Genomic DNA, 22203 nt, shown 5'->3' with positions numbered 1-22203 from the left:
GCTCCCCCAGGAGCCGCCCCTCACGCGTCGCCGTCAGGCGCTACTTCTTCTTGTTGGCGCCGCGCTTCTCGCGCACCCGCACCGAGATGTGGATCGGCGTGCCCTCGAAGGCGAACTCCTCGCGCAGCCGGCGCTCGATGAAGCGCCGGTAGCCGTGCTCGATGAAGCCCGAGGCGAAGAGCACGAACCGCGGAGGCTTGGTGCCCGCCTGCGTACCGAACAGGATGCGGGGCTGCTTGCCGCCGCGGACCGGGTGCGGGTGGGCGGCGACCAGCTCGCCGAGGAAGGCGTTCAGACGGCCGGTCGGGACGCGGGTCTCCCAGCCGTCCAGGGCCGTCTCGATCGCCGGGACGAGCTTCTCCATGTGGCGGCCGGTGCGGGCCGAGACGTTCACCCGGGGCGCCCAGGCCACCTGGGCGAGCTCGGTCTCGATCTCCCGCTCCAAGTAGTAGCGACGCTCCTCGTCGAGGGTGTCCCACTTGTTGAAGGCCAGGACGATGGCGCGGCCCGCGTCGACGGCCATGGTGACGATGCGCTGGTCCTGCACGGAGATGGTCTCGGACGCGTCGATCAGGATGACCGCGACCTCGGCCTTCTCGACGGCGGCGGCGGTGCGCAGCGAAGCGTAGTAGTCGGCGCCCTGCTGGAGGTGGACGCGCTTGCGGATGCCCGCCGTGTCGATGAACTTCCAGGTGATGCCGCCGAGTTCGATGAGCTCGTCGACCGGATCACGGGTGGTGCCCGCGACCTCGTTGACGACCACGCGGTCCTCGTTGGCCACCTTGTTCAGCAGGGAGGACTTGCCGACGTTCGGGCGGCCGATGAGGGCGATGCGGCGGGGGCCGCCCACCGCGGTGCCGAAGGTCTGCTCAGGGGCCTCGGGCAGCGCCTCCAGGACGGCGTCCAGCATGTCGCCGGTGCCGCGGCCGTGCAGCGCGGAGACCGGGTGCGGCTCGCCGAGACCGAGGGCCCAGAGGTACGAGGCGTCGGACTCGCCGCTCATGCCGTCGACCTTGTTGGCACACAGGACGACGGGCTTGCCGGCCTTGCGGAGAAGGCGTACGACCGCCTCGTCGGTGTCGGTCGCGCCGACCTTGGCATCGACGACGAAGACGACCGCGTCGGCGGCCTCGATCGCGTATTCGGCCTGTGCGGCGACGGACGCGTCGATGCCGAGGACGTCCTGCTCCCAGCCGCCGGTGTCGACGAGCTTGAAGCGGCGGCCCGCCCACTCGGCCTCGTAGGTCACCCGGTCGCGTGTGACGCCGGGCTTGTCCTCGACGACGGCCTCGCGGCGGCCGATGATGCGGTTCACCAGGGTCGACTTGCCGACGTTCGGGCGGCCTACGACGGCGAGGACGGGCAGCGGGCCGTGGCCCGCCGCCTCGATCGCGCCCTCGACGTCCTCGACGTCGAAGCCCTCTTCCGCGGCGAGCTCCATGAACTCCGCGTACTCGGCATCGCCAAGCGCCCCGTGCTCGTGTTCCGCCGAGCCGTCGGGCTGGATGTGGTCGTTCATGAAGTCCGTACCTCGTCGTTCATTCGTGGTGATCGGTGGAACACCCGTAAACCGGGTGATCCACTACTAAGTGTCGCCTAACGCCCTACGGGGCGCCCGACGTTTTCCGGGCGTCCGGTCAGACGCCTGGCGTTGTCCAGGTGGGCGCTGAGCTGTTTCTGGATGCGGCCGGTGGCCTCGTCCAGCGCGTGGCGCGTACGCCGTCCGCTGCCGTCGCCCGCTTCGAAGGGGTCGCCGAAGACGACGTCGACCCTGCTGCGCAGTGGGGGCAGCCCCTTTATCAACCGGCTGTTCCTCTCGGAACTTCCCAGTACCGCCACCGGGACGATCGGGGCTCCGCTGCGCACCGCGAAGTACGCGAGCCCGGCCCGCAGCGAGGCGAAGTCGCCCTCGCCCCGGGTGCCCTCCGGGAAGATCCCGAGGACGCCGCCGGACGCCAGGACGCCGAGGGCGTCGGTGATGGCCGTGCGGTCGGCGATCTCGCGGTCGACCTTCAGCTGGCCGATGCCCAGCAGAAACGGGTCGAGCGGGCCGATGAACGCTTCCTTCTTGATCAGGAAGTGTGTGGGCCTGGGCGCGACGCCCATGACCATCGGCCCGTCGATGTTGTGCGAGTGGTTCACGGCGAGGATCGCCGGGCCGGTCGCGGGGACCTTCCAGGCGCCGAGCACGCGCGGCTTCCACAGCCCGTACATCAGGCCGACGCCGATCCGGCGCCCCACCTCGGCGCCTCTCGCGGAGGGTGCGGTCACTTGGCGGCCCGCTTCTCCTCGACGAGGGTGACGACGCACTCGATGACCTGCTGGAGCGTGAGGTCGGAGGTGTCCACCTCGACCGCGTCGTCCGCCTTGGCGAGCGGGGAGGTCTTGCGGCTGGAGTCGGCAGCGTCCCGCTTGATCAGGGCCTCGCGGGTCGCGTCGATGTCCGCGCCCTTCAGCTCACCGCTGCGCCGGGCGGCACGCGCCTCCGGGGAGGCCGTGAGGAAGATCTTCAGGTCGGCGTCGGGCAGCACGGTGGTGCCGATGTCGCGGCCCTCGACGACGATGCCGGCCGGCGCGGACCCGGCGAGGGTGCGCTGCAGCTCGGTGATCCGGGCACGCACCTCGGGCACGGCGCTGACCGCGCTCACCCTGGAGGTGACCTCCTGCGTACGGATCGGGCCCGCGACGTCGGTCCCGTCGACCGTTATGGTCGGCGCGTCCGGGTCGGTACCGGAGATGATCTCCGGCTTCTCGGCCACGGCGGCGATCGCGGAGGGGTCGGTGATGTCGATGCCGTTGCTGACCATCCACCACGTGATCGCGCGGTACTGGGCCCCTGTGTCCAGGTAGCTCAGACCGAGCTTCGCGGCCACGGCCTTCGAGGTGCTCGACTTGCCCGTGCCGGAGGGGCCGTCGATGGCGACAATCACAGCCGGAGCGGTACGGGCGGCGCCGTTGTCCACGGTGGGAACACCTTCCTGGTGCGGGGTGGAGGTCTCTGCGGGACGCGATCGCGCCCCGCACAAGGTTACTGGCTCCACGGACCCCGTATTACTGGCCCGTCCCCGGACCGGTCACGGAGCCCTGCCGGCACGGCGCCCGGCCCCGCACCGATCCTCGCCGCAGCGCCCGAACCGCTCGGCGCCAGGGCGCCTCCCGGGCCTCGTACGCCCGCGAACGGCTGTCGGCCGCCGGCGACCGGCAGCGGGCTGTCGCAACGGCCCGCCGCGCGGGCAGCCCCGGGCGGACTCCGGCCTCACTGCCGCAGCGCCCAGCCCCGCTCCCGCAGCGCCGCGCCGAGCACCGGCACGGCCTTCGGCTCCACCATCAGCTGCACCAGACCGGCCTGCTGACCGGTCGCGTGCTCGATGCGTACGTCCTCGATGTTGACCCCGGCCATCCCCGCGTCGGCGAAGATGCGGGCGAGCTGACCGGGCTGGTCGTCGATGAGGACGGCCACGACCTCGTAGGCGCGCGGCGCGGAACCGTGCTTGCCGGGGACACGGACCTGGCCCGCGTTGCCGCGGCGCAGGACGTCCTCGATGCCGGTGGCGCCGTCGCGCCGCTTGGCCTCGTCGGAGGACTGCAGGGCGCGCAGTGCCTGGACCGTCTCGTCGAGGTCGGAGGAGACGTCCGCGAGGAGGTCCGCGACCGGTCCCGGGTTCGCGGAGAGGATGTCGATCCACATCCGGGGGTCGGAGGCCGCGATCCGGGTCACATCGCGGATGCCCTGCCCGCAGAGCCGTACGGCCGCCTCCTCCGCGTGCTCCAGGCGCGCGGCGACCATGCTGGACACCAGGTGCGGCATGTGTGAGACGAGCGCCACGGCGCGGTCGTGGGCGTCAGCGTCCATCACGACGGGTACGGCACGGCAGAACGACACCAGTTCCAGGGCGAGGTTCAGGACCTCGGTGTCGGTGTCGCGGGTCGGCGTGAGCACCCAGGGCCGTCCCTCGAAGAGGTCGCCGGTCGCGGCCAGCGGGCCGGACTTCTCGCGGCCCGACATGGGGTGCGTGCCGATGTACGGGGCGAGGTCGAGGCCCAGGGCCTCCAGCTCGCGGCGCGGACCGCCCTTGACGCTGGCGACGTCCAGGTAGCCACGGGCGACGCCGCGCCGCATGGCGTCCGCGAGGGTCGCGGCGACGTGCGCGGGCGGTGCGGCGACGATCGCGAGATCGACGGGCCCCTCGGGTGCCTCGTCGGTGCCGGCGCCAAGCGCGGCCGCCGTTCGGGCCTGCTCCGGGTCATGGTCGGCGAGGTGGACGACGACGCCGCGCGCGGCGAGCGCGAGGGCCGCGGAGGTGCCGATCAGCCCGGTTCCGATGACGAGCGCGGTCCTCACTGGGCGATGTCCTTGCGGAGCGTGCCCGCGGCGCCCAGGTAGACGTGCACGATGTCGGCGCGCGGCCGGTCGGACTCGATGTGTGCGAGAACACGTACGACGCGGGGCATCGCGCCCTCGATGTCCAGCTCCTGCGCGCAGATCAGCGGGACGTCGACGATGCCGAGCTTGCGCGCGGCGGCCGCGGGGAAGTCGCTGTGCAGATCGGGCGTCGCCGTGAACCAGATACTGATCAGGTCGTCCGTGGTGAGCGCGTTCCGCTCCAGGATGGCGGTCAGCAGCTCGCTGACCTGCTCGTCCATGTGGCCGGCCTCGTCCCGTTCCAGTTGGACGGCGCCCCGGACCGCTCGTACCGCCACGGTGATACTCCTCGCTGATCTGCGTACACGTCGTGTCCCACCAGCGTAGTCAGCCCCCCGCGCGCGGGTGCGCGGCGCCCGCCTGACGAGACGGGGGCCGCGCACCGCAGGACCCGGCCGGAAGCGGGTCCTGCCGCCTCTTCAGCGCGACTGCCGCTCGATGAGGTGACCTCCCGGCCTCACGCTCGGCCAATGTCACCTGAATCGCCTTATTCCGTCACTTGTAGTGAGAACACACCCGTGTGGCTCTGGACGCGGGCCCAGGAGTCCGCTCTCATGGCAGGAGACTCGCCTCGGGGGAGGCCCGAATGAAACGTCCAGGACCCCTTCTCACCCTTCTCGCAGGGCTCGTGCTCGGCGTGTTCATGCTGTCGCTCAATGCGACGACGGGGGCGAAGACCGCGTCGACGTACCGGGAGTCGCCGGGCGTCTCGGTGTCGCCCAGTTCGCCGCCGACCTCCGCCTCGCCGTCGCCGAGTCCGTCGCCGACCTCCAGCCCGGTGCCCAACGCCGACTACGCGGGCCGCACCGACGACAATTCCTCGGCGGTCGCCGTCTCCCTGCGGGGCGGCAAGGCGATCGCGTACTTCTGCGACGGGCACGACAAGGAGTCCTGGCTGAAGGGTGACGTGAAGGACGACGGCACCATGAAGCTGACGGGCAGCAACGGCGACGAGCTGGACGGGACCCTCCAGGACGGCAAGCGGATCCGCGGCACCGCCGACATCGGCGGGCAGCGCTATAGCTTCACGGCCGACAAGGCGGCCAAGCCCTCCGGGCTCTACCGGGCGACGGCCACCGTGCGCGGCGCGAAGCTCGACGGCGGCTGGATCGTGCTCCCCGGCGGCAAGCAGGTCGGCGTCGTCACCCGCGACGGCACTCCCTCGGCGGCACCGGTGATCGATCCGGAGACCGGCGCCGTGACGATCGACGGACAGAAGATCATCGCGCGTCCTGTCACCCCCTGACCCCTTCTCCGCAGGGAGCCGATCATGACCGTGAACCCGAACGCCGCCACTCAGGGATTCCCCTCTCCGCCGCCCGCCCGCAGCCGCCCGAACCCGGCCCGCTATCTGGTCCCGGCCCTGGTCGCCGCAGCGGTCGCGGTCGGTCTCGGCGTCTACGGCAAGGTGCACGACCCGGCGGGAACCGCCTTCAATCTCGCCGGTTTCAGCAGCACGGGCGCCGTGAAGTCCTGGCTGGCGACGACGGCGTTCTTCTTCGCGCTCGTCCAGCTCGTCTCGGCGCTCATGATGTACGGAAAACTGCCGGGCCCGAGCTGGGCGCCGACGCTGCACCGGTGGTCGGGGCGGATCGCGTTCCTGGTGGCGGTACCGGTCGCGGTGCACTGTCTGTACGCTTTGGGCTATCAGACGTACGAAACACGCGTTATGTGGCACTCGCTCCTGGGTTGCTTCTTCTTCGGTGCCTTCAGTGCCAAGATGCTGCTGCTCCGCTGGGAGCGCTTGCCCGGCTGGCTTTTGCCGATCGTCGGCGGCCTTGTCTTCGCCGTGCTCACGGCCATCTGGCTGACGTCCGCCTTCTGGTTCTTCCGTACATTCGGAGTGACGACATGACCCACCGCTCGACGCGGCGCACGGTGATTCTCGCGACGGGGGCGTCCGCGCTGCTCGTGGGGTGCAGCGAGTACAGCGACAGCAACAGCTCCTCGGACTCGTCCCCGAAGGCGTCCAGCGGTGAGGAGCTCGCGGCGACGAGCGCCATCCCGGTCGGCGGAGGCAAGATCTTCAAGGACCAGAAGGTCGTGGTCACCCAGCCGGCGAAGGGCGACTTCAAGGCCTTCTCGGCGATCTGCACGCATCAGGGCTGCACGGTGAACAAGGTCGCTGACGGCACCATCGACTGCCCCTGCCACGGGAGCAAGTTCAGCGTCGAGGACGGCGCGGTCAAGGCCGGACCCGCGCCGCGACCGCTGCCCGCGGAGAAAATCACGGTGGAAGGAAATTCGATCCGCCTGGCGTGAGACGGCCCGTACGCTCCGGGCATGCGTTCCGAGCCCCCCGTACCCCAGACGCCCCAGACACCCCAGACACCCACGGTGTCGACAGCGCCCCAGGCAGCGTCGGCGCCGGCCCTCTCGCTGGTGCGGGACCACACCGTCTACTCCTGCGTGATGGGCTCACGCGCCTTCGGGCTGGCCACGGACGGCAGCGACACGGACCGCCGGGGCGTCTTCCTCGCTCCGACCCCGCTCTTCTGGCGCTTCGAGAAGCCGCCGACGCATGTCGAGGGCCCGGCGGAGGAGCAGTTCAGCTGGGAGCTGGAGCGGTTCTGCACGCTCGCGCTGCGCGCGAACCCGAACATCCTGGAGTGTCTGCACTCCCCTCTCGTCGAGTACGTGGACGACACCGGGCGCGAACTCCTCGCCCTCCGGCAGGCGTTCCTCTCCCGCCGGGCGCACGAGACGTTCGCCCGCTATGCCCAGGGCCAGCACAAGAAGCTGGAGGCCGATGTCCGCACGCACGGCGCCCCACGCTGGAAGCACGCCATGCATCTGCTGCGCCTGCTGATGAGCTCGCGCGATCTGCTGCGCACCGGGTCCCTGACGATCGACGTCACGGAGCAGCGCGAACCGCTGCTCGCCGTGAAGCGGGGCGAGGTGCCCTGGCCCGAGGTGGAGAACTGGATGTCCCGGCTGGCGGCGGAGGCCGACGACGCGGCCGCCCACAGCCCGCTCCCGCCCGAACCGGACCACGCACGCGTGGAGGACTTCCTGATCCGGGTGCGGCGCGCCTCAGCGCTCCAGGACCCCGCCGGTGCCCTGCGGCCCCCGGACACCGTCCTGACCTCCCCGGACGCCGTCCAGGCGGACCCTGACGACGAAGGCGTGCAGGGCGTCGTACGCGGAGGGGGCGTCGGGCAGAGCTGAGGCGTCCTGCGCCTCGTCGAGGAGCACGTGCAGCCGCTCCACGTCCTCCTCCACGCGTGCGTGGGGGACATCCGCGGACCCGTGCTCCCGCTCCGCCTTCGCGGCGATCAGGTCCGGCAGATACGCGGGGGACGCGACCTGCCCGGCCAGCGTGGGCAGGTCGGCCTGGACCTCGCCGCTGCGCATGAGGTGGATGCCGGTGAGCAGCACACGGAACGTGTAGAGCAGCGGCTTGAGTTCGCCGGTCTTCTCGAAGAGCCGCCACTGCGTGGCCGCGAACCCCCGGTAGTGGTGGGCGTGATGGTGCGTGATGACCCCGGGGGCGAGCGAGACCAGCTCACGGTGTTCGTCGCCGGTGCGCACGACGAGCGGCGAGAGAAGCTGCTCCAGCACATAGCCGTTGCGCCGCAGCATCAGTCGTACGAACTTGCGCAGGTCGTGGGTGACCAGGTCCATCTCGACCCCGTCGCCGTCCCACCACATGCGGGACCGGGTCTCCTCCGGCTCGCGCAGCCCGACCAGGTCGGCGGTCGGCAGCAGGTGGACGCCGCGCAGGTCGACGTCGGAGTCGCGCGAGGGGAAGCCGTACAGGTGCGCTCCGGAGACGGTGGCGAAGAGCACGGGGTCGGGCTGTTCGTCGACCACGCTCGCGAGGTCGGTGCCGATGCCGAGGACGTCTGTCATCGCTCAAGCGTCCCAGAGCGCCCCCAGCGCCATGAGGTCGCCCTGGTACTCGATGCGGTCGGCCCAGGAGGACGGCCAGGCCTCCGAGCCGTGGTGGGCGCCCGCGAACGCCCCGGTCAGACAAGCGATGGAGTCGGAGTCCCCCGAGGTGCAGGCGGCCCGGCGCAGCGCGGTGACGGGTTCGTCGACGAACAGCAGGAAGCACAGCAGGCCGGTGGCGAACGCCTCCTCGGCGACCCAGCCCGCGCCGGTGGCAAGGCAGGGGTCGGCCTCGGGCGAGACGGTGCGTACGGCCTGGCGGAGGTTGTCCAGGACGTCGATGCACTCGTCCCAGCCGCGGGAGATGTAGCCCTCCGGCGAGGCGTCGTCGCCGAAGGTCCACAGGTCGCCGAGCCAGCGGGAGTGGTAGCGGTGCCGGTTCTCGTGCGCGTACGAGTTCAGCAGGCCGATCAGTCCCCTCGGCTCGACGCCCTGGGTGAGCAGCCGGACGGCGTGCGCCGTGAGGTCCGAGGCGGCGAGCGCGGTGGGGTGGCCGTGGGTGAGCGCGGCCTGGAACTGGGCGGCGCCCGCGCGCTGTTCGTCGCTGAGCCCGCGGGCGAGCCCGACGGGTGCCACGCGCATGTTGGCGCCACAGCCCTTGGAGCCGATCTGGCTGGCCTCCTGCCAGCGGCGCTTCTCGTTCTTGAGGAGGTCGCAGGCGACGAGGCAGGTCCGGCCGGGCGCGCGGTTGTTCTCGGGCGACTGGTACCAGTCCACGAACTCCTCGCGCACCGGCCGTTCCATCCGCAGTGGGCCGAGGAGACCTCGGTCCATGGCCGTGCGCAGCCCCTTCGCCAGCGCCAGTGTCATCTGGGTGTCGTCGGTGACGAACGCGGGCTCGGGCAGCGCCATCCGCCGCCAGGGGCCGCACTTGTCGAGGATGGCGGGCACGGAGTTGAACTCGGTGGGGAACCCGAGGGCGTCGCCGAGGGCCAGCCCGATGAGGGAACCGGTGGCGGCGCGCTTCGCGAGGGTCGTGCTGGTCATCGGGGCCGTCCTTACGCGGTGGGCCGCAGCAGGGGTGGGTGCAGGGCTTTGGCGCCGCCCGCCCGGTAGAGGGCGGCGGGCTTGCCGCGGCCGCCGGTGAGGCGCGCGGCACCGGGGACCTGTTCGACGAATCCGGGCGTGGCGAGGACCTTGCGCCGGAAGTTGGGCCGGTCGAGCGCGGTGCCCCACACCGTCTCGTAGACCTGCTGCAGCTCTCCGAGGGTGAACTCGGGCGGGCAGAAGGACGTGGCGAGACAGGAGTACTCCAGCTTGGCGCCCACGCGTTCGTGGGCGTCGGCGAGGATGCGGTCGTGGTCGAAGGCGAGCGGGCCGAGCGCGTTGAACCGCAGCCACTGGGCCTGCGCCGCGTCGCCGCCGCCGCGGGGCTCGGGAGGGTCGGGAAGGAGTGCGGCGAACGCGACGGAGACGATCCGCATGCGCGGGTCGCGGTCGGGCTCGCTGTAGGTCCGCAGCTGTTCCAGGTGGAGTCCCGAGATGTCCGACAGGCCGGTCTCCTCGGCGAGTTCGCGGCAGGCCGCCGCCTCGGCCGATTCGTGGGGCAGTACGAAGCCGCCGGGCAGGGCCCAGCGGCCGGCGTACGGTTCCTGCCCCCGCTCGACGAGCAGCACCTGGAGTGCGCCCGCGCGCACCGTCAGGACGGCCAGGTCGACGGTGACGGCGAAGGGCTCGAAGGCGTACTTGTCGTAGCCCTCGGGCGCTGTGCCACCCGGTGCGCGGTCCTCCCCCGTCGCCACCCCCCGCGCCCCCTCTTTATGGTCAGCCTGACTATGGTCAGTTCGACTTTAAAGGGGCGGGAGGATGCCAACAAGGCTCTCGGTCAGGGAAGTTGCGGCTTCTCGAACCCGGCGCGGGAGCTGTGGCGGCGCCGGGGACGGGACGGTGGAAGGTGGGGCGGCCCCTAGACCCGGGCGCGTGACGCCTCCGGCCGCCGGGCCTCGGCACGGCGTGTGTCCGGTTCCTGCGCCCGAGCGCGCGCCGGAGCGAGGGCGGCCACGAGCGCTCCGGCGGCCGCGACTCCCGCGGAGACCCACAGGGCCGGACCGCAGCCGTCGACGAAGTTCTCCGCCGAGCCGTAGCCCCCGTAGCGCGTGAACACGGCCGCGGCGACGGCGATTCCGAAGACTCCGCCCAGCTCACGCAGCGCGTTGTTGACGCCGGCCGCGACGCCCGCGTCGGCCGACGGCACGGCGGAGGTCACCGCGTTCGCGACGGTGGGGAAGACCATGGAGATACCGACGCCCGCGATGATCAGCGGCAGCACCAGCCGTCCGTAGCCGACACCGGGCTGCACCTGCCAGGCCAGCAGTCCGAGGCCGGTCGCCTGGAGGACGAGTCCCCCGAGCATGAAGGGCCGGTTTCCGAACCGGTCGGCCAGCGCGCCCGCGAGCGGTGCCACGAGCAGGGGCATGCCGGTCCACACCAGGATGCGGACACCGGCCTGCAACGGCGAGTTGCCGAGGCCGAGCTGGAACAGCTGCGTGATCATGAACAGGGAGCCGAGCAGCGACATGAACGCCAGGAAGACGACGCCGTTGGCGGTGGAGAAGGCACGCCTTCGGAAGTACCCGAGGGGCAGCATCGGGTAGCGCGCCCCCGACCGCTCCCAGCCGAGGAAGGCCGCCATGAAGACGACTCCGACGGCCAGCGCGCCCAGCACCTCGGCGTTCCCCCAGCCCGCCTGCGGGGCCCGCACCGGCGCCCAGGCGAGGCCGGTCAGTCCGACGGCGGCCAACAGCAGCCCCACGACATCGAGTTGTGGACGGGGGCCGTGGCTCTCGCGCAGTTTCAGCGCGGCCAGCGGCAGCATCGCGAGCCCCGTCGGCACGTTGATCCAGAAGATCCACTGCCAGGACAGGCCCTCGGTGACGGCACCCCCGAGCACGGGCCCGGCCGCGACACCGAGGCCGGTCACGCCGCCCCAGACCCCGATGGCGACGCCCCGCTTCTCGGCCGGGAACGCCTCACTGATCAGGGTCAGGGTGAGCGGCAGCAGAACGGCGGCGCCGGCTCCCTGGAGCACCCGCGCGGCGATGAGCTGGCCCGGTCCCGCGGCCAGCGCCGCGAGGGCCGAGGCCAGGGTGAACACGGCGAGCCCGACGACGTACATGCGCCGTCGCCCGAAGCGGTCGCCGAGCGCGGCACCGGTCAGGGTGAGGCAGGCGAAGACGAGGTTGTAGGCGTTGATCGTCCACTCCAGGTCGGACAGGCTCGCCCCGAAGTCGGCCCGCAGGGCGGGCAGCGCGGTGGCCACGACGACCACGTCGAGAGAACAGAGCAGCGCCCCGAGTCCGGCCAGGATCACGGTCCACACCCGGCGTGCCGGCACGCCGGACGGCTGCTGGACGGGGGCGCGTGCGGTGGTGTCGGTCATGACGGTTCCTTCCGTGAGGATCACTCACGGAAGACGGACCGGACCCGCGCCGAAAAGGAATCGCGGCTGGGGGCGCCGCCCGAGGAACGCGAGGAGCACACCGCCGGGCCCCGTCCGCACCGGTACGTCGACCGGGTCGGCGAACCGCACACCGCGGTCGGCGTCCGCGACCACCATGTACGCGACGGGCAGCAGTTCGGCGGCGAGCGCCGAGGGGATCGGCCGTCCCTGCCCGCAGGCCCGCGCGACGTCCCAGCCGTGCACCGCGATCTCCAGGGCACCGACGGCCGCCAGCAGCCCCGGGTCCATGCACCGGTCACCCACGGCCGGGGCGGGCCGCGCGGCGGACATCGCCGCCCAGGCGCCGAGAAGGGCGCCGGCCCGTTCCCGGAAGGCGCACACCGGATCGGCGGCGGGCGGGGAAGGGCCCAGCCCGACCCGCCCGTCCGCGACGCCTTCGTAGAGGGCGTCCACCGAGTCGTCGAGGTGGTGGAGCAACTCCCCGAGGTCCCAAGCCGCGCACGGCGTCGGCCACCGCAGACCGTCACGCGGCACGACGGCGACGCTGCCCAGCGCGTACGCGAGCGACCGCTCCAGGAGCTCTCCGGGGTTCACGGGAGGATCCGGGGCAGGCCGAAGGCGGCGAACAGCTCCGGGTCCAGGAAGACGGTGAGCCGTGCGACGCCGCCTTCCTCGACGGTGAGCACCTGCACGGAGTGCGCCCGGAGCACCCCGTCGATGCCGCGCTCGTACGCCGCCACCGCGGGCTGCCCGTTGGCCCGGACAGGCAGCATGCGGATCCATCCCGTCTCGCGCCCCGACAGCACCCGTACGCGCAGGAACCGCAGGACGTCCTTCCTGCCGCTGAACCATTCCAGGTGGGGCGGCATCTCCAGCTCGACGCCGTCCCGCAGCAGCCCCAGCAGCGACTCCATGTCGGCGTTCTCGAAGGCCGACATGTAGCGGTCGAGGAGTTCGCGGTCGTCGGCACCGGCGGGCTCGACCACCAGGTCCTCGTCCGGCGCGACCTCGTCGAGCCGGGCACGCGCGCGCTGGAGGGTGCTCTTGACCGCCGCGGTCGACGTGTCGAGCAGGGCCGCGACCTCGGACGCCCGCCAGGCCAGTACGTCCCGCAGGATCAGCACGGCCCGCTGCCGCGCGGGCAGGTTCTGCAGCGCGGCGACCAGGGCGAGCCGCAGAGTCCCGCGCGCCGCGACGACCGTCGCCGGGTCGATGAGCCTGTCGGGCAGCGGCTGGAGCCACGGAATGTCCGTCGCGGAGGCCCGCAGAGGCTCCTCGGGCGCGTCTCCCGGCCCGCCGAGCCCGGTGGGCAGCGGACGGCGCCCCCGCCCCTCCAGCGCCGTCAGGCACGTGTTGGTGGCGATCCGGTAGAGCCAGGTACGCAGGGAAGCCCGGCCCTCGTACCCCTCGTAGGACCGCCAGGCCCGCAGATACGTCTCCTGGACGAGGTCCTCGGCGTCGTCGACCGAGCCGAGCATGCGGTAGCAGTGGGCGAGCAGCTCCCGCCGGTACGGATCGGTCAGCCGGACGAAGTCGTCGCGGTCCGTCGTCGCGGTCATCGCCGCTCCCTTCGTTCGCACCGGGGCACACCGTGACGCACCGGTGGTCCGTTCACCGGTACAGACCGGCGGGACGGCGAAAACGAATCGGCCGGCCCCGGAGAAGTTCCGGGACCGGCCGTCTGCGCTTGAGGCGTCCGAGGGCTTCGAGAGCCGCGGACGCCGCTCCGAGGGCTAGAGGCCGACCTCGGCCATCAGCATGCCGACCTCGGTGTTCGACAGGCGGCGCAGCCAGCCCGACTTCTGGTCGCCCAGGGTGATCGGGCCGAACGCGACGCGCACCAGCTTGTCGACCGGGAAACCGGCCTCGGCGAGCATGCGGCGCACGATGTGCTTGCGGCCCTCGTGCAGGGTCACCTCGACGAGGTAGTTCTTGCCGGTCTGCTCGACGACACGGAAGTGGTCCGCCTTGGCGTACCCGTCCTCCAGCTGGATCCCGTCCTTGAGCCGCTTGCCCAGGTCACGCGGGATCGGGCCCACGATGTGCGCGAGGTAGACCTTCTTCACGCCGTACTTCGGGTGGGTCAGCCGGTGCGCCAGCTCGCCGTGGTTGGTGAGCAGGATCACGCCCTCGGTCTCGGTGTCGAGCCGGCCCACGTGGAAGAGCCGCGTCTCGCGGTTCGTCACGTAGTCGCCGAGGCACTGACGGCCCTCGTTGTCCTCCATCGTGGAGACGACACCGGCCGGCTTGTTCAGCGAGAAGAACTGGTACGACTGCGTCGCGACCGTCAGGCCGTCGACCTTGATCTCGTCCTTCTCCGTGTCGACACGGAGGCCCTGCTCCAGGACGATCTCGCCGTTGACCTCGACCCTGGCCTGCTCGACCAGCTCCTCGCAGGCGCGCCGGGAACCGTAGCCGGCGCGCGCGAGGATCTTCTGCAGGCGCTCACCCTCCTGCTCGGCGCCCGGGAACGTCTTGGGCAGCTTGATCTCCGGCTTGCCCGCGTACCGGTCGCGGTTGCGCTCCTCGGTCCGGGTCTCGTACTCACGGGAGCGCGCGTTCTCCGTCCGGCCGCCGCGCTGCTGGCCCTGCTTGGGGCCGCCCTTGGCGCCACCGCGCGCTGACGCTCCGCGCCCGGACTTCGGGCCCTCATGCGTGCCCCCGGGGCCTACGTCGTAGCGACGCTCCTCGGGACGGGGCTTGCTGGGACGCTTCGGCTGGTCGTCGCGTCCTGCCGCCGCGCTCCTGGGCTGGGAGCCGGTCCCACCGGTTCCCCGCGCGCCGCCCCCGCCCGTCCCACGGGTGCCGCCTCCGCCGGCCCCACGCGGGCTGCCGGTGCCACGCGAGCCACCGCCTCCGCCGGTACCCCGCGGGTTGCCGCTGCCACGTGAGCCGCTGCTCCCGCCGGTTCCCCGCGGGTTGCCGCGCCCGCTGTTCCTGCCATTGCCGCTGCCACTGCTTCGCATCAAAGTTCCGTCGTCGTCGTGTCGTCTGCATCTGCATCCGGTGCATCCGGATCGAACGACGGGACCCCTTCCAGCGTCTCGGCCTCGATCGCGTCCGCCTCGGGGAGGAAGGGCGCGAGCTCCGGGAGCTCGTCCAGACCGCGCAGGCCCATTCGCTCCAGGAAGTAGTTCGTCGTCGTGTACAGGATCGCACCTGTTTCGGGTTCCGTGCCCGCCTCCTCGACCAGACCCCTCTGGAGGAGGGTGCGCATCACGCCGTCACAGTTGACTCCGCGGACCGCCGAGACCCTGGATCGGCTGACCGGCTGGCGGTACGCGACGACCGCCAGCGTCTCCAGGGCCGCCTGGGTGAGCCGGGCCTGCTGGCCGTCCAGGACGAAGCGTTCGACGGCGCTCGCGTACTCGGGGCGCGAGTAGAAGCGCCAGCCGCCCGCGATCAGCCTGAGCTCGAAACCGCGGCCCTGGACGGTGTACTCGTCGGCCAGGGCGCGCAGCGCGTCCGCGATCTGCCGCTTGGGCCGCTCCAGGATCTTGGCCAGGTGTTCCTCGGTGGCCGGCTCGTCCACCACCATCAGGACGGCCTCCAGGGCGGGCCTGAGATCGAGGTCGGCGACGGTGCGCGGCCCCGCGGGGGTGTCGGTGGTCTCCTCGCTCACGCCTTCTCCTCCTTGGTCCCGCGCCGGGCCTCGTCCTTCACCGCTTCCGCGGGCCGGTCGAACTCGTCGGTCACCCTCGGCCGGTCGTCGCCCTCTCCGCCCGTCCAGCGCACCATGAGGTCCCCGAGGGCCTCCTTCTGGTCCAGGGCGACGACCTTCTCCCGGTAGAGCTCCAGGAGGGCCAGGAACCGGGCGACCACGGTGAGGGTGTCGTCGGTGTCCTCGACGAGCGAGCGGAAACTGGCCTCGCCGCGTTCCCGGAGCAGCGCCACCACGATCTGGGCCTGTTCCTGCACGCTGACGAGCGGCGCGTGGATGTGGTCGACGTACACCTGCGGCTTGGGTCTCGGCTGCATCGCCTTCACGGCGAGCTTGGCGAACCCCTCCGCCCCGATGCTGATGACGACCTCGGGCAGCAGCTCGGCGTGATGCGCTTCCAGGCCGACGGTACGGGGGTAGCGGCGGGCCTCCTCTTCGAGCCGCGCGTTGAAGATGTCCGCGATCTGTTTGTACGCGCGGTACTGGAGCAGCCGCGCGAACAGCAGGTCCCGCGCCTCCAGGAGGGCCAGATCGGCCTCGTCCTCGACCTCGGCGGTCGGCAGCAGCCTCGCCGCCTTCAGATCGAGCAGCGTCGCCGCGACGACCAGGAACTCGGTCGTCTGGTCGAGGTCCCAGTCCGGGCCCATCGCCCGGATGTGCGCCATGAACTCGTCGGTGACCTTGGACAGCGCCACTTCGGTGACATCGAGCTTGTGCTTGGAGATCAGCTGGAGCAGCAGGTCGAAGGGCCCCTCGAAGTTCGAGAGCCGCACCTTGAAGACACCGTCACCGGTTGCGGCGGCAGCACCGTCGGAAGCCTCCGCGGACACCCCGGACGGCCCGAGGGGCGCCCCGGACGGCCCAGGACCCTCTGGGGACGCTTCCGGCGGCCCATCCGGTGTCCCGGGGCCCGCGGACGACTCGTGGCCTCCTCCGGGCACGTCCGACACCTCGGACGGCTCGGACGACTCGGCCTGCTTCTCCGACGGCTCTACGGTCCTCGCGGGCCCCGGAGCCGCCTCGGCGATCCCTCCGGACGGCTCGACCGGTGTCCCGGGCTCGGCGGACGGCTCAGCACCGTCTCCAGGCGTCCCCGACGGCTCGACCGGTGTCTCGGGCCGCGCGGGCCTCCCGGCGCCCTCTCCGGGCGCCTCGGACGGCTCGGCGGGTGTCTCCGGCGGTTCGGCGGGCGCCTCGGACGGCTCGGGGGGTGCCTCGGCCGGGGCGGCCGGGGGCGTACCCGGCCCGCGTCCCAGCGCACGCCGACGGCCGCCGGAGGCGGCGGACGGGGGCGGGACGTTCGAGGTCATAGCCGTCGCAGGCTACCGCTACCGCCCACGCAGTCGTCGTACGAGAATGCTCGCGTCCCCGCGGGATTCCAGATCGGCGAGCACCACGGCGACCGCCTCACGGACGATCCGCCCGCGGTCGACGGCGAGCCCGTGCTCACCGCGGAGCACCAGACGCGCGTGTTCGAGGTCCATCAGCTCCTCGGCGGACACGTACACCGTGATCTTCTCGTCGTGCCGCTCCCGCCCGCTGGGCCGGCGGTTGGCGGCACGCGCCCGCTTACGGGAGGCCTGCCCGGAGGCGGCAGGGGCGGCAGAACCTTCCTGCGTCGTCTGACGTCGCCCCGAGCGATCCGCGGCGCTGCCCCGGCTACGGGATTCTCCCGCGCCGGACGACTCGGCGTCGGCGGCGACATGTTCGTCGCCCTCGCCGTCACCGCCCTGGACGGGAACCGACTGGGGCGCGTCCTCCCCGGCCGCCGCGTCGCTCTCGCCGGCCGGAGCCGGCACCCGGGCCTCGCCGTTGGTCCGACGGTTGGGGCTGGACGACTGGAGCGCCATGCCCCCGGTGGTACGGAACAGTTCGTCGGCCCCCGGCAGACTCACTCGGCGTGACACCGGGCGAGCACCTCCCTGGCGAGCTGGCGATAGGCGGCGGCACCGACGGAGTTGGAGGCGTACGTGGTGATCGGCTCACCGGCGACCGTGGTCTCCGGGAAGCGGACGGTCCGGCCGATCACGGTGTGGTAGACGTGATCGTCGAAGGCCTCGACGACGCGCGCGAGCACCTCACGGCTGTGCACCGTGCGGGAGTCGTACATCGTGGCGAGGATGCCGTCGAGCTCCAGCTCGGGGTTGAGCCGTTCCTGGACCTTCTCGATGGTCTCGGTGAGCAGGGCGACACCGCGCAGCGCGAAGAACTCGCACTCCAGCGGCACGATCACCTTGTGGGCAGCCGTCAGCGCGTTCACGGTGAGCAGGCCGAGCGAGGGCTGACAGTCGATCACGATGTAGTCGTAGTCGGCCATCAGCGGCTTCAGGGCGCGCTGCAGTGTGGACTCGCGGGCGACCTCGCTCACCAGTTGTACCTCGGCGGCGGACAGGTCGATGTTGCTGGGCAGCAGGTCCATGTTCGGGACCGCTGTCTTCAGGAGCACCTCGTCGGCCGCCATGCCCCGCTCCATGAGCAGGTTGTAGACGGTGAGGTCGAGCTCCATCGGGTTGACGCCGAGACCCACGGACAGCGCGCCCTGCGGGTCGAAGTCGACGAGCAGCACCCGGCGTCCGTACTCCGCGAGCGCCGCACCCAGGTTGATGGTCGACGTGGTCTTGCCCACGCCGCCCTTCTGGTTGCACATCGCGATGATCGTCGCGGGGCCGTGGCTGGTCAGCGGGCCCGGGATCGGGAAGTAGGGCAGCGGGCGCCCCGTCGGGCCGATGCGCTCACGGCGCTGGCGGGCCGCGTCGGGCGCGAGCGTGGCCGCGTACTCCGGATCGGGCTCGTACTCGGCGTCGGGGTCGTAGAAGTGCCCCTCGGGCAGTTCGTCGTAGTCGGCGAAGTGGGTGTGGTTCTCGCCACTTCCGTTGCCGGCCATGGCGTTCACGTGATGGCCATCCATGCTCGGGTGTGCTGTCTGCGTCATCCGGGGACTCTGATGGGCTGCGAAGGTTCGGACAGCGACGGAGCCGACAGCCTCGAGCCCCGTGGGGCCCTGGCCCCGCGCCGGCATTCCTGGTTGACCACCCCCGGGAGTAAATGTCGACTCATTCACAAGTCGTCTTACCTCCTTGGTGACCAGGAAACTTCTAGATAGGTCAGCGTGGCACCATGCCGACGATTGGCGACTCTATGGCGTGTCACCGGTCCGCAGCAACACAATCCGCCGGACCCGACCCGATGTGTCGGCAACCGAACACCCCTCTGTCAAGGGCGTAAGGCCGTCGCACGGCAGGTTTCACCGGTGTGCGAATCGGTTGAGGAGTTACGTTCGTGGCGAGTTGAACGAGTGTCGCAAAGTGACCCGACACACACCCGGCCGGACCTTGTCGGGCAAGGTCCGGCCGGGTGCGCGGTGTTGACGACCTGTGTTGACGTATCGCCTTTTGTCAGCCCGGAGTCGGCCGGAATGTCGACTCCTGGAGCCACCGGCTTCTCAGCCGAGCAGGCTCTCCAGGGCGACGTGCTCCAGCCCGTGCGCCTCGGCGACCTCGCGGTAAACAACCTTGCCGTCATGGGTGTTGAGACCCTTGGCCAGCGCGTTGTCACGGCGCAGGGCCTCGACCCAGCCGCGGTCGGCGAGCTCGACGATGTACGGCAGCGTGGCATTGGTCAGCGCGTACGTCGAGGTGTTGGGCACCGCGCCGGGCATGTTGGCGACGCAGTAGAAGACCGAGTTGTGGACCGGGAAGGTCGGCTCGGCGTGCGTGGTGGGACGCGAGTCCTCGAAGCAGCCGCCCTGGTCGATCGCGATGTCGACAAGAACACTTCCCGGCTTCATCCGCGAGACGAGCTCGTTGGTGACCAGCTTCGGAGCCTTGGCGCCGGGGATTAGCACGGCGCCGATCACGAGGTCGGCCTCGAGGCAGGCCTTCTCCAGCTCGAAGGAGTTGGACATGACGGCCTTGACCTTCGTGCCGAAGATCTTGTCGGCCTCGCGCAGCTTGTTGATGTCGCGGTCGAGCAGCGTCACCTCGAAGCCCATGCCGATGGCGATCTGCGCGGCGTTCCAGCCGGAGACACCGCCGCCGATCACGACGGCCTTGGCCGGCAGCACACCCGGGACACCGCCGGGCAGGACACCGCGGCCGCCGTTGGCGCGCATCAGGTGGTAGGCGCCGACCTGCGGGGCGAGGCGGCCCGCGACCTCGGACATCGGGGCCAGCAGCGGCAGCGCGCGGCTGGGGAGCTCGACGGTCTCGTAGGCGATCGCCGTGGTGCCGGACTCCAGGAGGGCGTCCGTGCACTCCTTGGAAGCGGCCAGGTGCAGGTAGGTGAAGAGCGTCTGGTCCTTGCGGAGGCGGTGGTACTCCTCGGCGATGGGCTCCTTGACCTTCAGCAGCAGGTCGGCGGTGGCCCAGACCTCGTCGGCGGTGCCCAGGATCTGCGCACCGGCGAAGACGTACTCCTCGTCCGTGATCGAGGAGCCGACACCGGCGTTCTGCTCGACGAAGACCTGGTGGCCGTGGCGCACCAGCTCGTGCACACCGGCGGGGGTGATGGCCACCCGGAACTCGTTGTTCTTGACCTCGCGGGGGATGCCGACCTTCACGTCGATCACGGTCCTTGACTCAGAGGGCTCTGGGGCTATGCGTGCCGAGGCGATGCAAGCCAGGCAATGCATGACATACCCGACGTACGGGAGCACACCGGGAGACACCACGGAAGAACGCGGCGGAGCCAGTCTAATGAAGGGATTCTCTCTGTCTAGCCTTTCAATGCGTCAATCTTCAGCGGATGCACTACGGATTTCGCAGGCATTAGCGTCGTGTTCCATGCCGGATACGTTCTCCGGGAGCTCATCTCCCAGCATGCGCTCGGCAGCCGCGCGGTGCAGCCGGGCGGCGGCGGGGTCGCCGAGCCGGTCCAGGGTGTCGGCCAGCCTGAGCTGCAACGCCGCCTGCAGGCGTACGTCGTCCGCGCGGCGCGCCCACTCGACGGCCTCCTGACAGGTGCGCAGCGACTCCTCGGGCCGTCCCGCGTACTCCTGGACGCGCGCCGTCTCGCTCAACGCCCTTGCCTGGGCGGCGACATCGCCGTTCTTGCGATGCCCCGCGACCGCGGCGCGCCAGTTGACGAGCGCCTCGCCGTAGCGGCCCGCGTAGGTGTGCGCGGTGGCGATGCGCCCGTACAGCCGGGCGGCGTCCACCCGCTCGTCCCGCGCGAGTCGCTGGGCGAGCGCCCTGCCGTACCAGTCGGCGGCCCGGTCGTGGTCCCCGAGCTCCTGGTGGGCACCGCCTACGGATTCCATCGCGCGGCCGGTCGCGTACGGGTCGTTCGCCTCGCGTCCGGCGTCGAGCGCGGCCCGGTAGCGGGCGAGGGCGTCGGTCGTACGGCCGGTCTGCGCGTCCAGGTCCGCGAGATTGAGCAGGGCCGCGGCCTTCTCGCGGGGCAGGTTCCGGCGCTCGGCGACGTCCAGGACGAGACGGTGGATCCCGTACAGCTCGGCCGCCGCGGCCCGGGTCCCGAAATGGACGACCATCGCCCGCACCAGGGCGGCCATCAGCCGTCGGGCGAGGGTGTCGAGCTCCCCGTCGGCGACGGCCAGCCGGGCCGACGCGAGCAGTGCGGGCTGCCGGACGCGCAGCCAGTCCTCGGCCGCCCGGGGGCTGGGAAAGCGCAGGGCACGCGGCATTCCGGCGAGCTTCTCGCGGGCGGGCGAGCTGTCGGTCTCGGTGATGGCGCGGCAGGACACCAGCAGCCGTACGGTCCGCTCCAGCATCCGGGCGCGGGCCAACTGCACCTCCGCGGGCCGGTCATGGGCCTCGACGAGCGCCTGGAGCAGGGACTGGAAGCAGCCGGGGACCTCGTACTGCGGCAGCGGCGAGGGAATCGACCGCAACAGGCCGAGAGCGACGAAGTCGTCCAGCGTGGTGTGCGCCGCCTGGACCGAGCAGCCGGCCAGCGCGGAGGCGGTGTGCGGGTCGACGAGGCCCGCGGGGGCCAGCGAGAGCAGTCGCAGTATCCGCGCGGCGGTGCTCGGCAGCGAGGCGTACGAGAGCCGGAAGACACGGGCCAGCGGTGTGCCGTCCTCGCCCTCGGTGCGCAGGTGCTTGGCGAGGTCGGCGACGGCGGAGGCGGGACGCGCGGCGAGCCAGCCGCCGGCCAGCACCAGCGCGGTCGGATGGCCCGCGCACAGTTCGACCAGCCCTTCGGCGGCGAGCGGGTCGACGGTGATGCGCACCGAGCCGGTGAAGTGGTCCAGGAGTTCGAGGGCGGACTTGGTGTCCAGGCCGCCGAGGGTGCAGGGACGGACGTCCGCGATACCGGTCAGCGGCCCGCCGGAGACGGCGATGACCAGGCATTGCGGGGAGTCGGGCAGCAGCGCGTCGACCTGTTCGGCGTCGGCCGTGTCGTCGAGCAGGAGCACCGCCCGGCGGACGGCGAGGGCCTCGCGCAATCGCTCGCCGAGGTCGTCGGGCCCGGCTCCGGGCGGTGCGGACAGTCCGAGGGCGGTGAGCAGTTCACGCGCGGTGGCCTCGGTGGGCACCGGGGTGCCGTCGGGTTCGGTGAGCCGGGCGCGCAGTATGCCGTCGGGGTAACTCTCGGCGACCTGCTCCGCGAGCTGACCGGCGAGTGCGGTGCGGCCGGAGCCGGGCTTGCCCGCGATGAGCAGCACCCGTGCCCGCGGTGCCTTGCGGCCGGAGATCGTGTCGAGGCCGGCGCGCTCGATGTCGGCCCGGAGTTCCTTCAACTCTCTTGTACGGCCCAGGAACTGACTCTTCGTAGGAGCGGACCCGGCAGCCGGGCGCTGCCCCTTGGCCGACACCTTGGTGCCGCCGCCGTCCACCGCCTGATCCGCCACGGGCCACGCTCCCGTTC

The 22203-nt window shown here is 71.5% G+C and carries 21 protein-coding genes and 1 pseudogene; 4 read left to right on the top strand and 18 right to left on the bottom strand.

From position 1 onward, the window contains the following. Positions 1–40: 40 nt before the first annotated feature. The 5 genes from der to aroH all read right to left on the bottom strand — a co-directional run bounded on the left by der (position 41) and on the right by aroH (position 4701). Positions 41–1519 (bottom strand): ribosome biogenesis GTPase Der, encoded by a 1479-nt coding sequence (der, locus tag ABZX90_RS29750; protein WP_355209808.1) that lies wholly within the window; start codon positions 1517–1519, stop codon positions 41–43. 77 nt (positions 1520–1596) lie between these two features. After that, positions 1597–2310, bottom strand: coding sequence for a lysophospholipid acyltransferase family protein (locus ABZX90_RS29745; protein ID WP_351133302.1), 714 nt, complete (start codon positions 2308–2310; stop codon positions 1597–1599). After that, positions 2268–2963 (bottom strand): (d)CMP kinase, encoded by a 696-nt coding sequence (cmk, locus tag ABZX90_RS29740; RefSeq protein ID WP_351133300.1) that lies wholly within the window; start codon positions 2961–2963, stop codon positions 2268–2270. Before cmk ends, ABZX90_RS29745 begins: the two co-directional genes overlap by 43 nt. A gap of 293 nt (positions 2964–3256) precedes the next feature. After that, entirely contained in the window at positions 3257–4342 is a 1086-nt protein-coding gene (locus ABZX90_RS29735; RefSeq protein ID WP_351133298.1) for a prephenate dehydrogenase, read from the bottom strand. Beyond that, the gene (aroH, locus tag ABZX90_RS29730) at positions 4339–4701 is read right to left on the bottom strand and encodes a chorismate mutase (protein ID WP_351133297.1); all 363 of its coding nucleotides are present in this window, start codon (positions 4699–4701) and stop codon (positions 4339–4341) included. Before aroH ends, ABZX90_RS29735 begins: the two co-directional genes overlap by 4 nt. A 308-nt stretch (positions 4702–5009) precedes the next feature. On the opposite strand from aroH, the gene ABZX90_RS29725 reads away from it, so the two are divergent. The 4 genes and pseudogenes from ABZX90_RS29725 to ABZX90_RS29710 form a co-directional block, all read left to right on the top strand. After that, the gene (locus ABZX90_RS29725; RefSeq protein WP_355209804.1) at positions 5010–5669 is read left to right on the top strand and encodes a hypothetical protein; all 660 of its coding nucleotides are present in this window, start codon (positions 5010–5012) and stop codon (positions 5667–5669) included. A 24-nt stretch (positions 5670–5693) separates the two neighbouring features. Next, complete coding sequence (locus ABZX90_RS29720) at positions 5694–6278, top strand: DUF6529 family protein (RefSeq protein WP_355209801.1); 585 nt, start codon at positions 5694–5696, stop codon at positions 6276–6278. Beyond that, complete coding sequence (locus tag ABZX90_RS29715; RefSeq protein WP_355209798.1) at positions 6275–6685, top strand: Rieske (2Fe-2S) protein; 411 nt, start codon at positions 6275–6277, stop codon at positions 6683–6685. Before ABZX90_RS29720 ends, ABZX90_RS29715 begins: the two co-directional genes overlap by 4 nt. 21 nt (positions 6686–6706) lie before the next feature. Continuing rightward, positions 6707–7429, top strand: a pseudogene (locus ABZX90_RS29710) (nucleotidyltransferase domain-containing protein); the annotation flags it as partial. A gap of 27 nt (positions 7430–7456) precedes the next feature. Here the strand turns inward: ABZX90_RS29710 and ABZX90_RS29705 are convergent. The 13 genes from ABZX90_RS29705 to ABZX90_RS29645 form a co-directional block, all read right to left on the bottom strand. Beyond that, entirely contained in the window at positions 7457–8275 is an 819-nt protein-coding gene (locus tag ABZX90_RS29705; protein ID WP_355209795.1) for a nucleotidyltransferase domain-containing protein, read from the bottom strand. A gap of 3 nt (positions 8276–8278) precedes the next feature. Next, on the bottom strand, positions 8279–9301 hold the full coding sequence (locus ABZX90_RS29700) for an ADP-ribosylglycohydrolase family protein (RefSeq protein WP_351133287.1): 1023 nt from the start codon (positions 9299–9301) through the stop codon (positions 8279–8281). Positions 9302–9312: 11 nt separating this feature from the next. Beyond that, positions 9313–10056: an NUDIX domain-containing protein gene (locus ABZX90_RS29695; protein ID WP_351133285.1), complete on the bottom strand. Its 744-nt coding sequence runs from the start codon at positions 10054–10056 to the stop codon at positions 9313–9315. Positions 10057–10220: 164 nt separating this feature from the next. Continuing rightward, positions 10221–11693, bottom strand: a complete 1473-nt coding sequence (locus ABZX90_RS29690; protein ID WP_355209792.1) for an MFS transporter — start codon at positions 11691–11693, stop codon at positions 10221–10223. A gap of 24 nt (positions 11694–11717) precedes the next feature. Continuing rightward, positions 11718–12308, bottom strand: a complete 591-nt coding sequence (locus tag ABZX90_RS29685; RefSeq protein WP_351133281.1) for a TIGR03086 family metal-binding protein — start codon at positions 12306–12308, stop codon at positions 11718–11720. Next, positions 12305–13294 (bottom strand): sigma-70 family RNA polymerase sigma factor, encoded by a 990-nt coding sequence (locus tag ABZX90_RS29680; RefSeq protein ID WP_355209788.1) that lies wholly within the window; start codon positions 13292–13294, stop codon positions 12305–12307. Before ABZX90_RS29680 ends, ABZX90_RS29685 begins: the two co-directional genes overlap by 4 nt. A gap of 153 nt (positions 13295–13447) precedes the next feature. Next, positions 13448–14680 (bottom strand): pseudouridine synthase, encoded by a 1233-nt coding sequence (locus ABZX90_RS29675; protein ID WP_351133277.1) that lies wholly within the window; start codon positions 14678–14680, stop codon positions 13448–13450. Beyond that, positions 14680–15336, bottom strand: coding sequence for an SMC-Scp complex subunit ScpB (gene scpB, locus ABZX90_RS29670; RefSeq protein ID WP_351133275.1), 657 nt, complete (start codon positions 15334–15336; stop codon positions 14680–14682). The genes ABZX90_RS29675 and scpB overlap by 1 nt, the downstream gene beginning before the upstream one ends. After that, on the bottom strand, positions 15333–16685 hold the full coding sequence (locus ABZX90_RS29665) for a segregation/condensation protein A (RefSeq protein ID WP_351133273.1): 1353 nt from the start codon (positions 16683–16685) through the stop codon (positions 15333–15335). The genes scpB and ABZX90_RS29665 overlap by 4 nt, the downstream gene beginning before the upstream one ends. 18 nt (positions 16686–16703) lie before the next feature. Beyond that, complete coding sequence (locus ABZX90_RS29660) at positions 16704–17282, bottom strand: hypothetical protein (RefSeq protein ID WP_351133271.1); 579 nt, start codon at positions 17280–17282, stop codon at positions 16704–16706. Then, positions 17267–18394, bottom strand: coding sequence for a ParA family protein (locus ABZX90_RS29655; RefSeq protein WP_351133269.1), 1128 nt, complete (start codon positions 18392–18394; stop codon positions 17267–17269). The genes ABZX90_RS29660 and ABZX90_RS29655 overlap by 16 nt, the downstream gene beginning before the upstream one ends. A gap of 423 nt (positions 18395–18817) precedes the next feature. Beyond that, positions 18818–19942 (bottom strand): alanine dehydrogenase, encoded by a 1125-nt coding sequence (gene ald / locus ABZX90_RS29650; RefSeq protein WP_351133267.1) that lies wholly within the window; start codon positions 19940–19942, stop codon positions 18818–18820. A 162-nt stretch (positions 19943–20104) separates the two neighbouring features. Further along, on the bottom strand, positions 20105–22186 hold the full coding sequence (locus tag ABZX90_RS29645) for a tetratricopeptide repeat protein (RefSeq protein WP_355209781.1): 2082 nt from the start codon (positions 22184–22186) through the stop codon (positions 20105–20107). Between the last annotated feature and the right edge of the window lie 17 nt (positions 22187–22203).

Origin of the sequence: Streptomyces sp. NPDC002935, assembly GCF_040611295.1 — a bacterium.
In the GTDB taxonomy this organism is placed as follows: domain Bacteria; phylum Actinomycetota; class Actinomycetes; order Streptomycetales; family Streptomycetaceae; genus Streptomyces.
This window is presented reverse-complemented; position numbering and strand designations above follow the sequence as displayed.

Coding starts and splice junctions, on each gene's coding strand:
- der (WP_355209808.1), bottom strand. CDS start 1,519: ATGAACGACCACATCCAGCCCGACGGCTCGGCGGAACACGAGCACGGG.
- ABZX90_RS29725 (WP_355209804.1), top strand. CDS start 5,010: ATGAAACGTCCAGGACCCCTTCTCACCCTTCTCGCAGGGCTCGTGCTC.
- ABZX90_RS29720 (WP_355209801.1), top strand. CDS start 5,694: ATGACCGTGAACCCGAACGCCGCCACTCAGGGATTCCCCTCTCCGCCG.
- ABZX90_RS29715 (WP_355209798.1), top strand. CDS start 6,275: ATGACCCACCGCTCGACGCGGCGCACGGTGATTCTCGCGACGGGGGCG.
- ABZX90_RS29705 (WP_355209795.1), bottom strand. CDS start 8,275: ATGACAGACGTCCTCGGCATCGGCACCGACCTCGCGAGCGTGGTCGAC.
- ABZX90_RS29700 (WP_351133287.1), bottom strand. CDS start 9,301: ATGACCAGCACGACCCTCGCGAAGCGCGCCGCCACCGGTTCCCTCATC.
- ABZX90_RS29690 (WP_355209792.1), bottom strand. CDS start 11,693: ATGACCGACACCACCGCACGCGCCCCCGTCCAGCAGCCGTCCGGCGTG.
- ABZX90_RS29675 (WP_351133277.1), bottom strand. CDS start 14,680: ATGCGAAGCAGTGGCAGCGGCAATGGCAGGAACAGCGGGCGCGGCAAC.
- ABZX90_RS29665 (WP_351133273.1), bottom strand. CDS start 16,685: ATGACCTCGAACGTCCCGCCCCCGTCCGCCGCCTCCGGCGGCCGTCGG.
- ABZX90_RS29655 (WP_351133269.1), bottom strand. CDS start 18,394: ATGCCGGCGCGGGGCCAGGGCCCCACGGGGCTCGAGGCTGTCGGCTCC.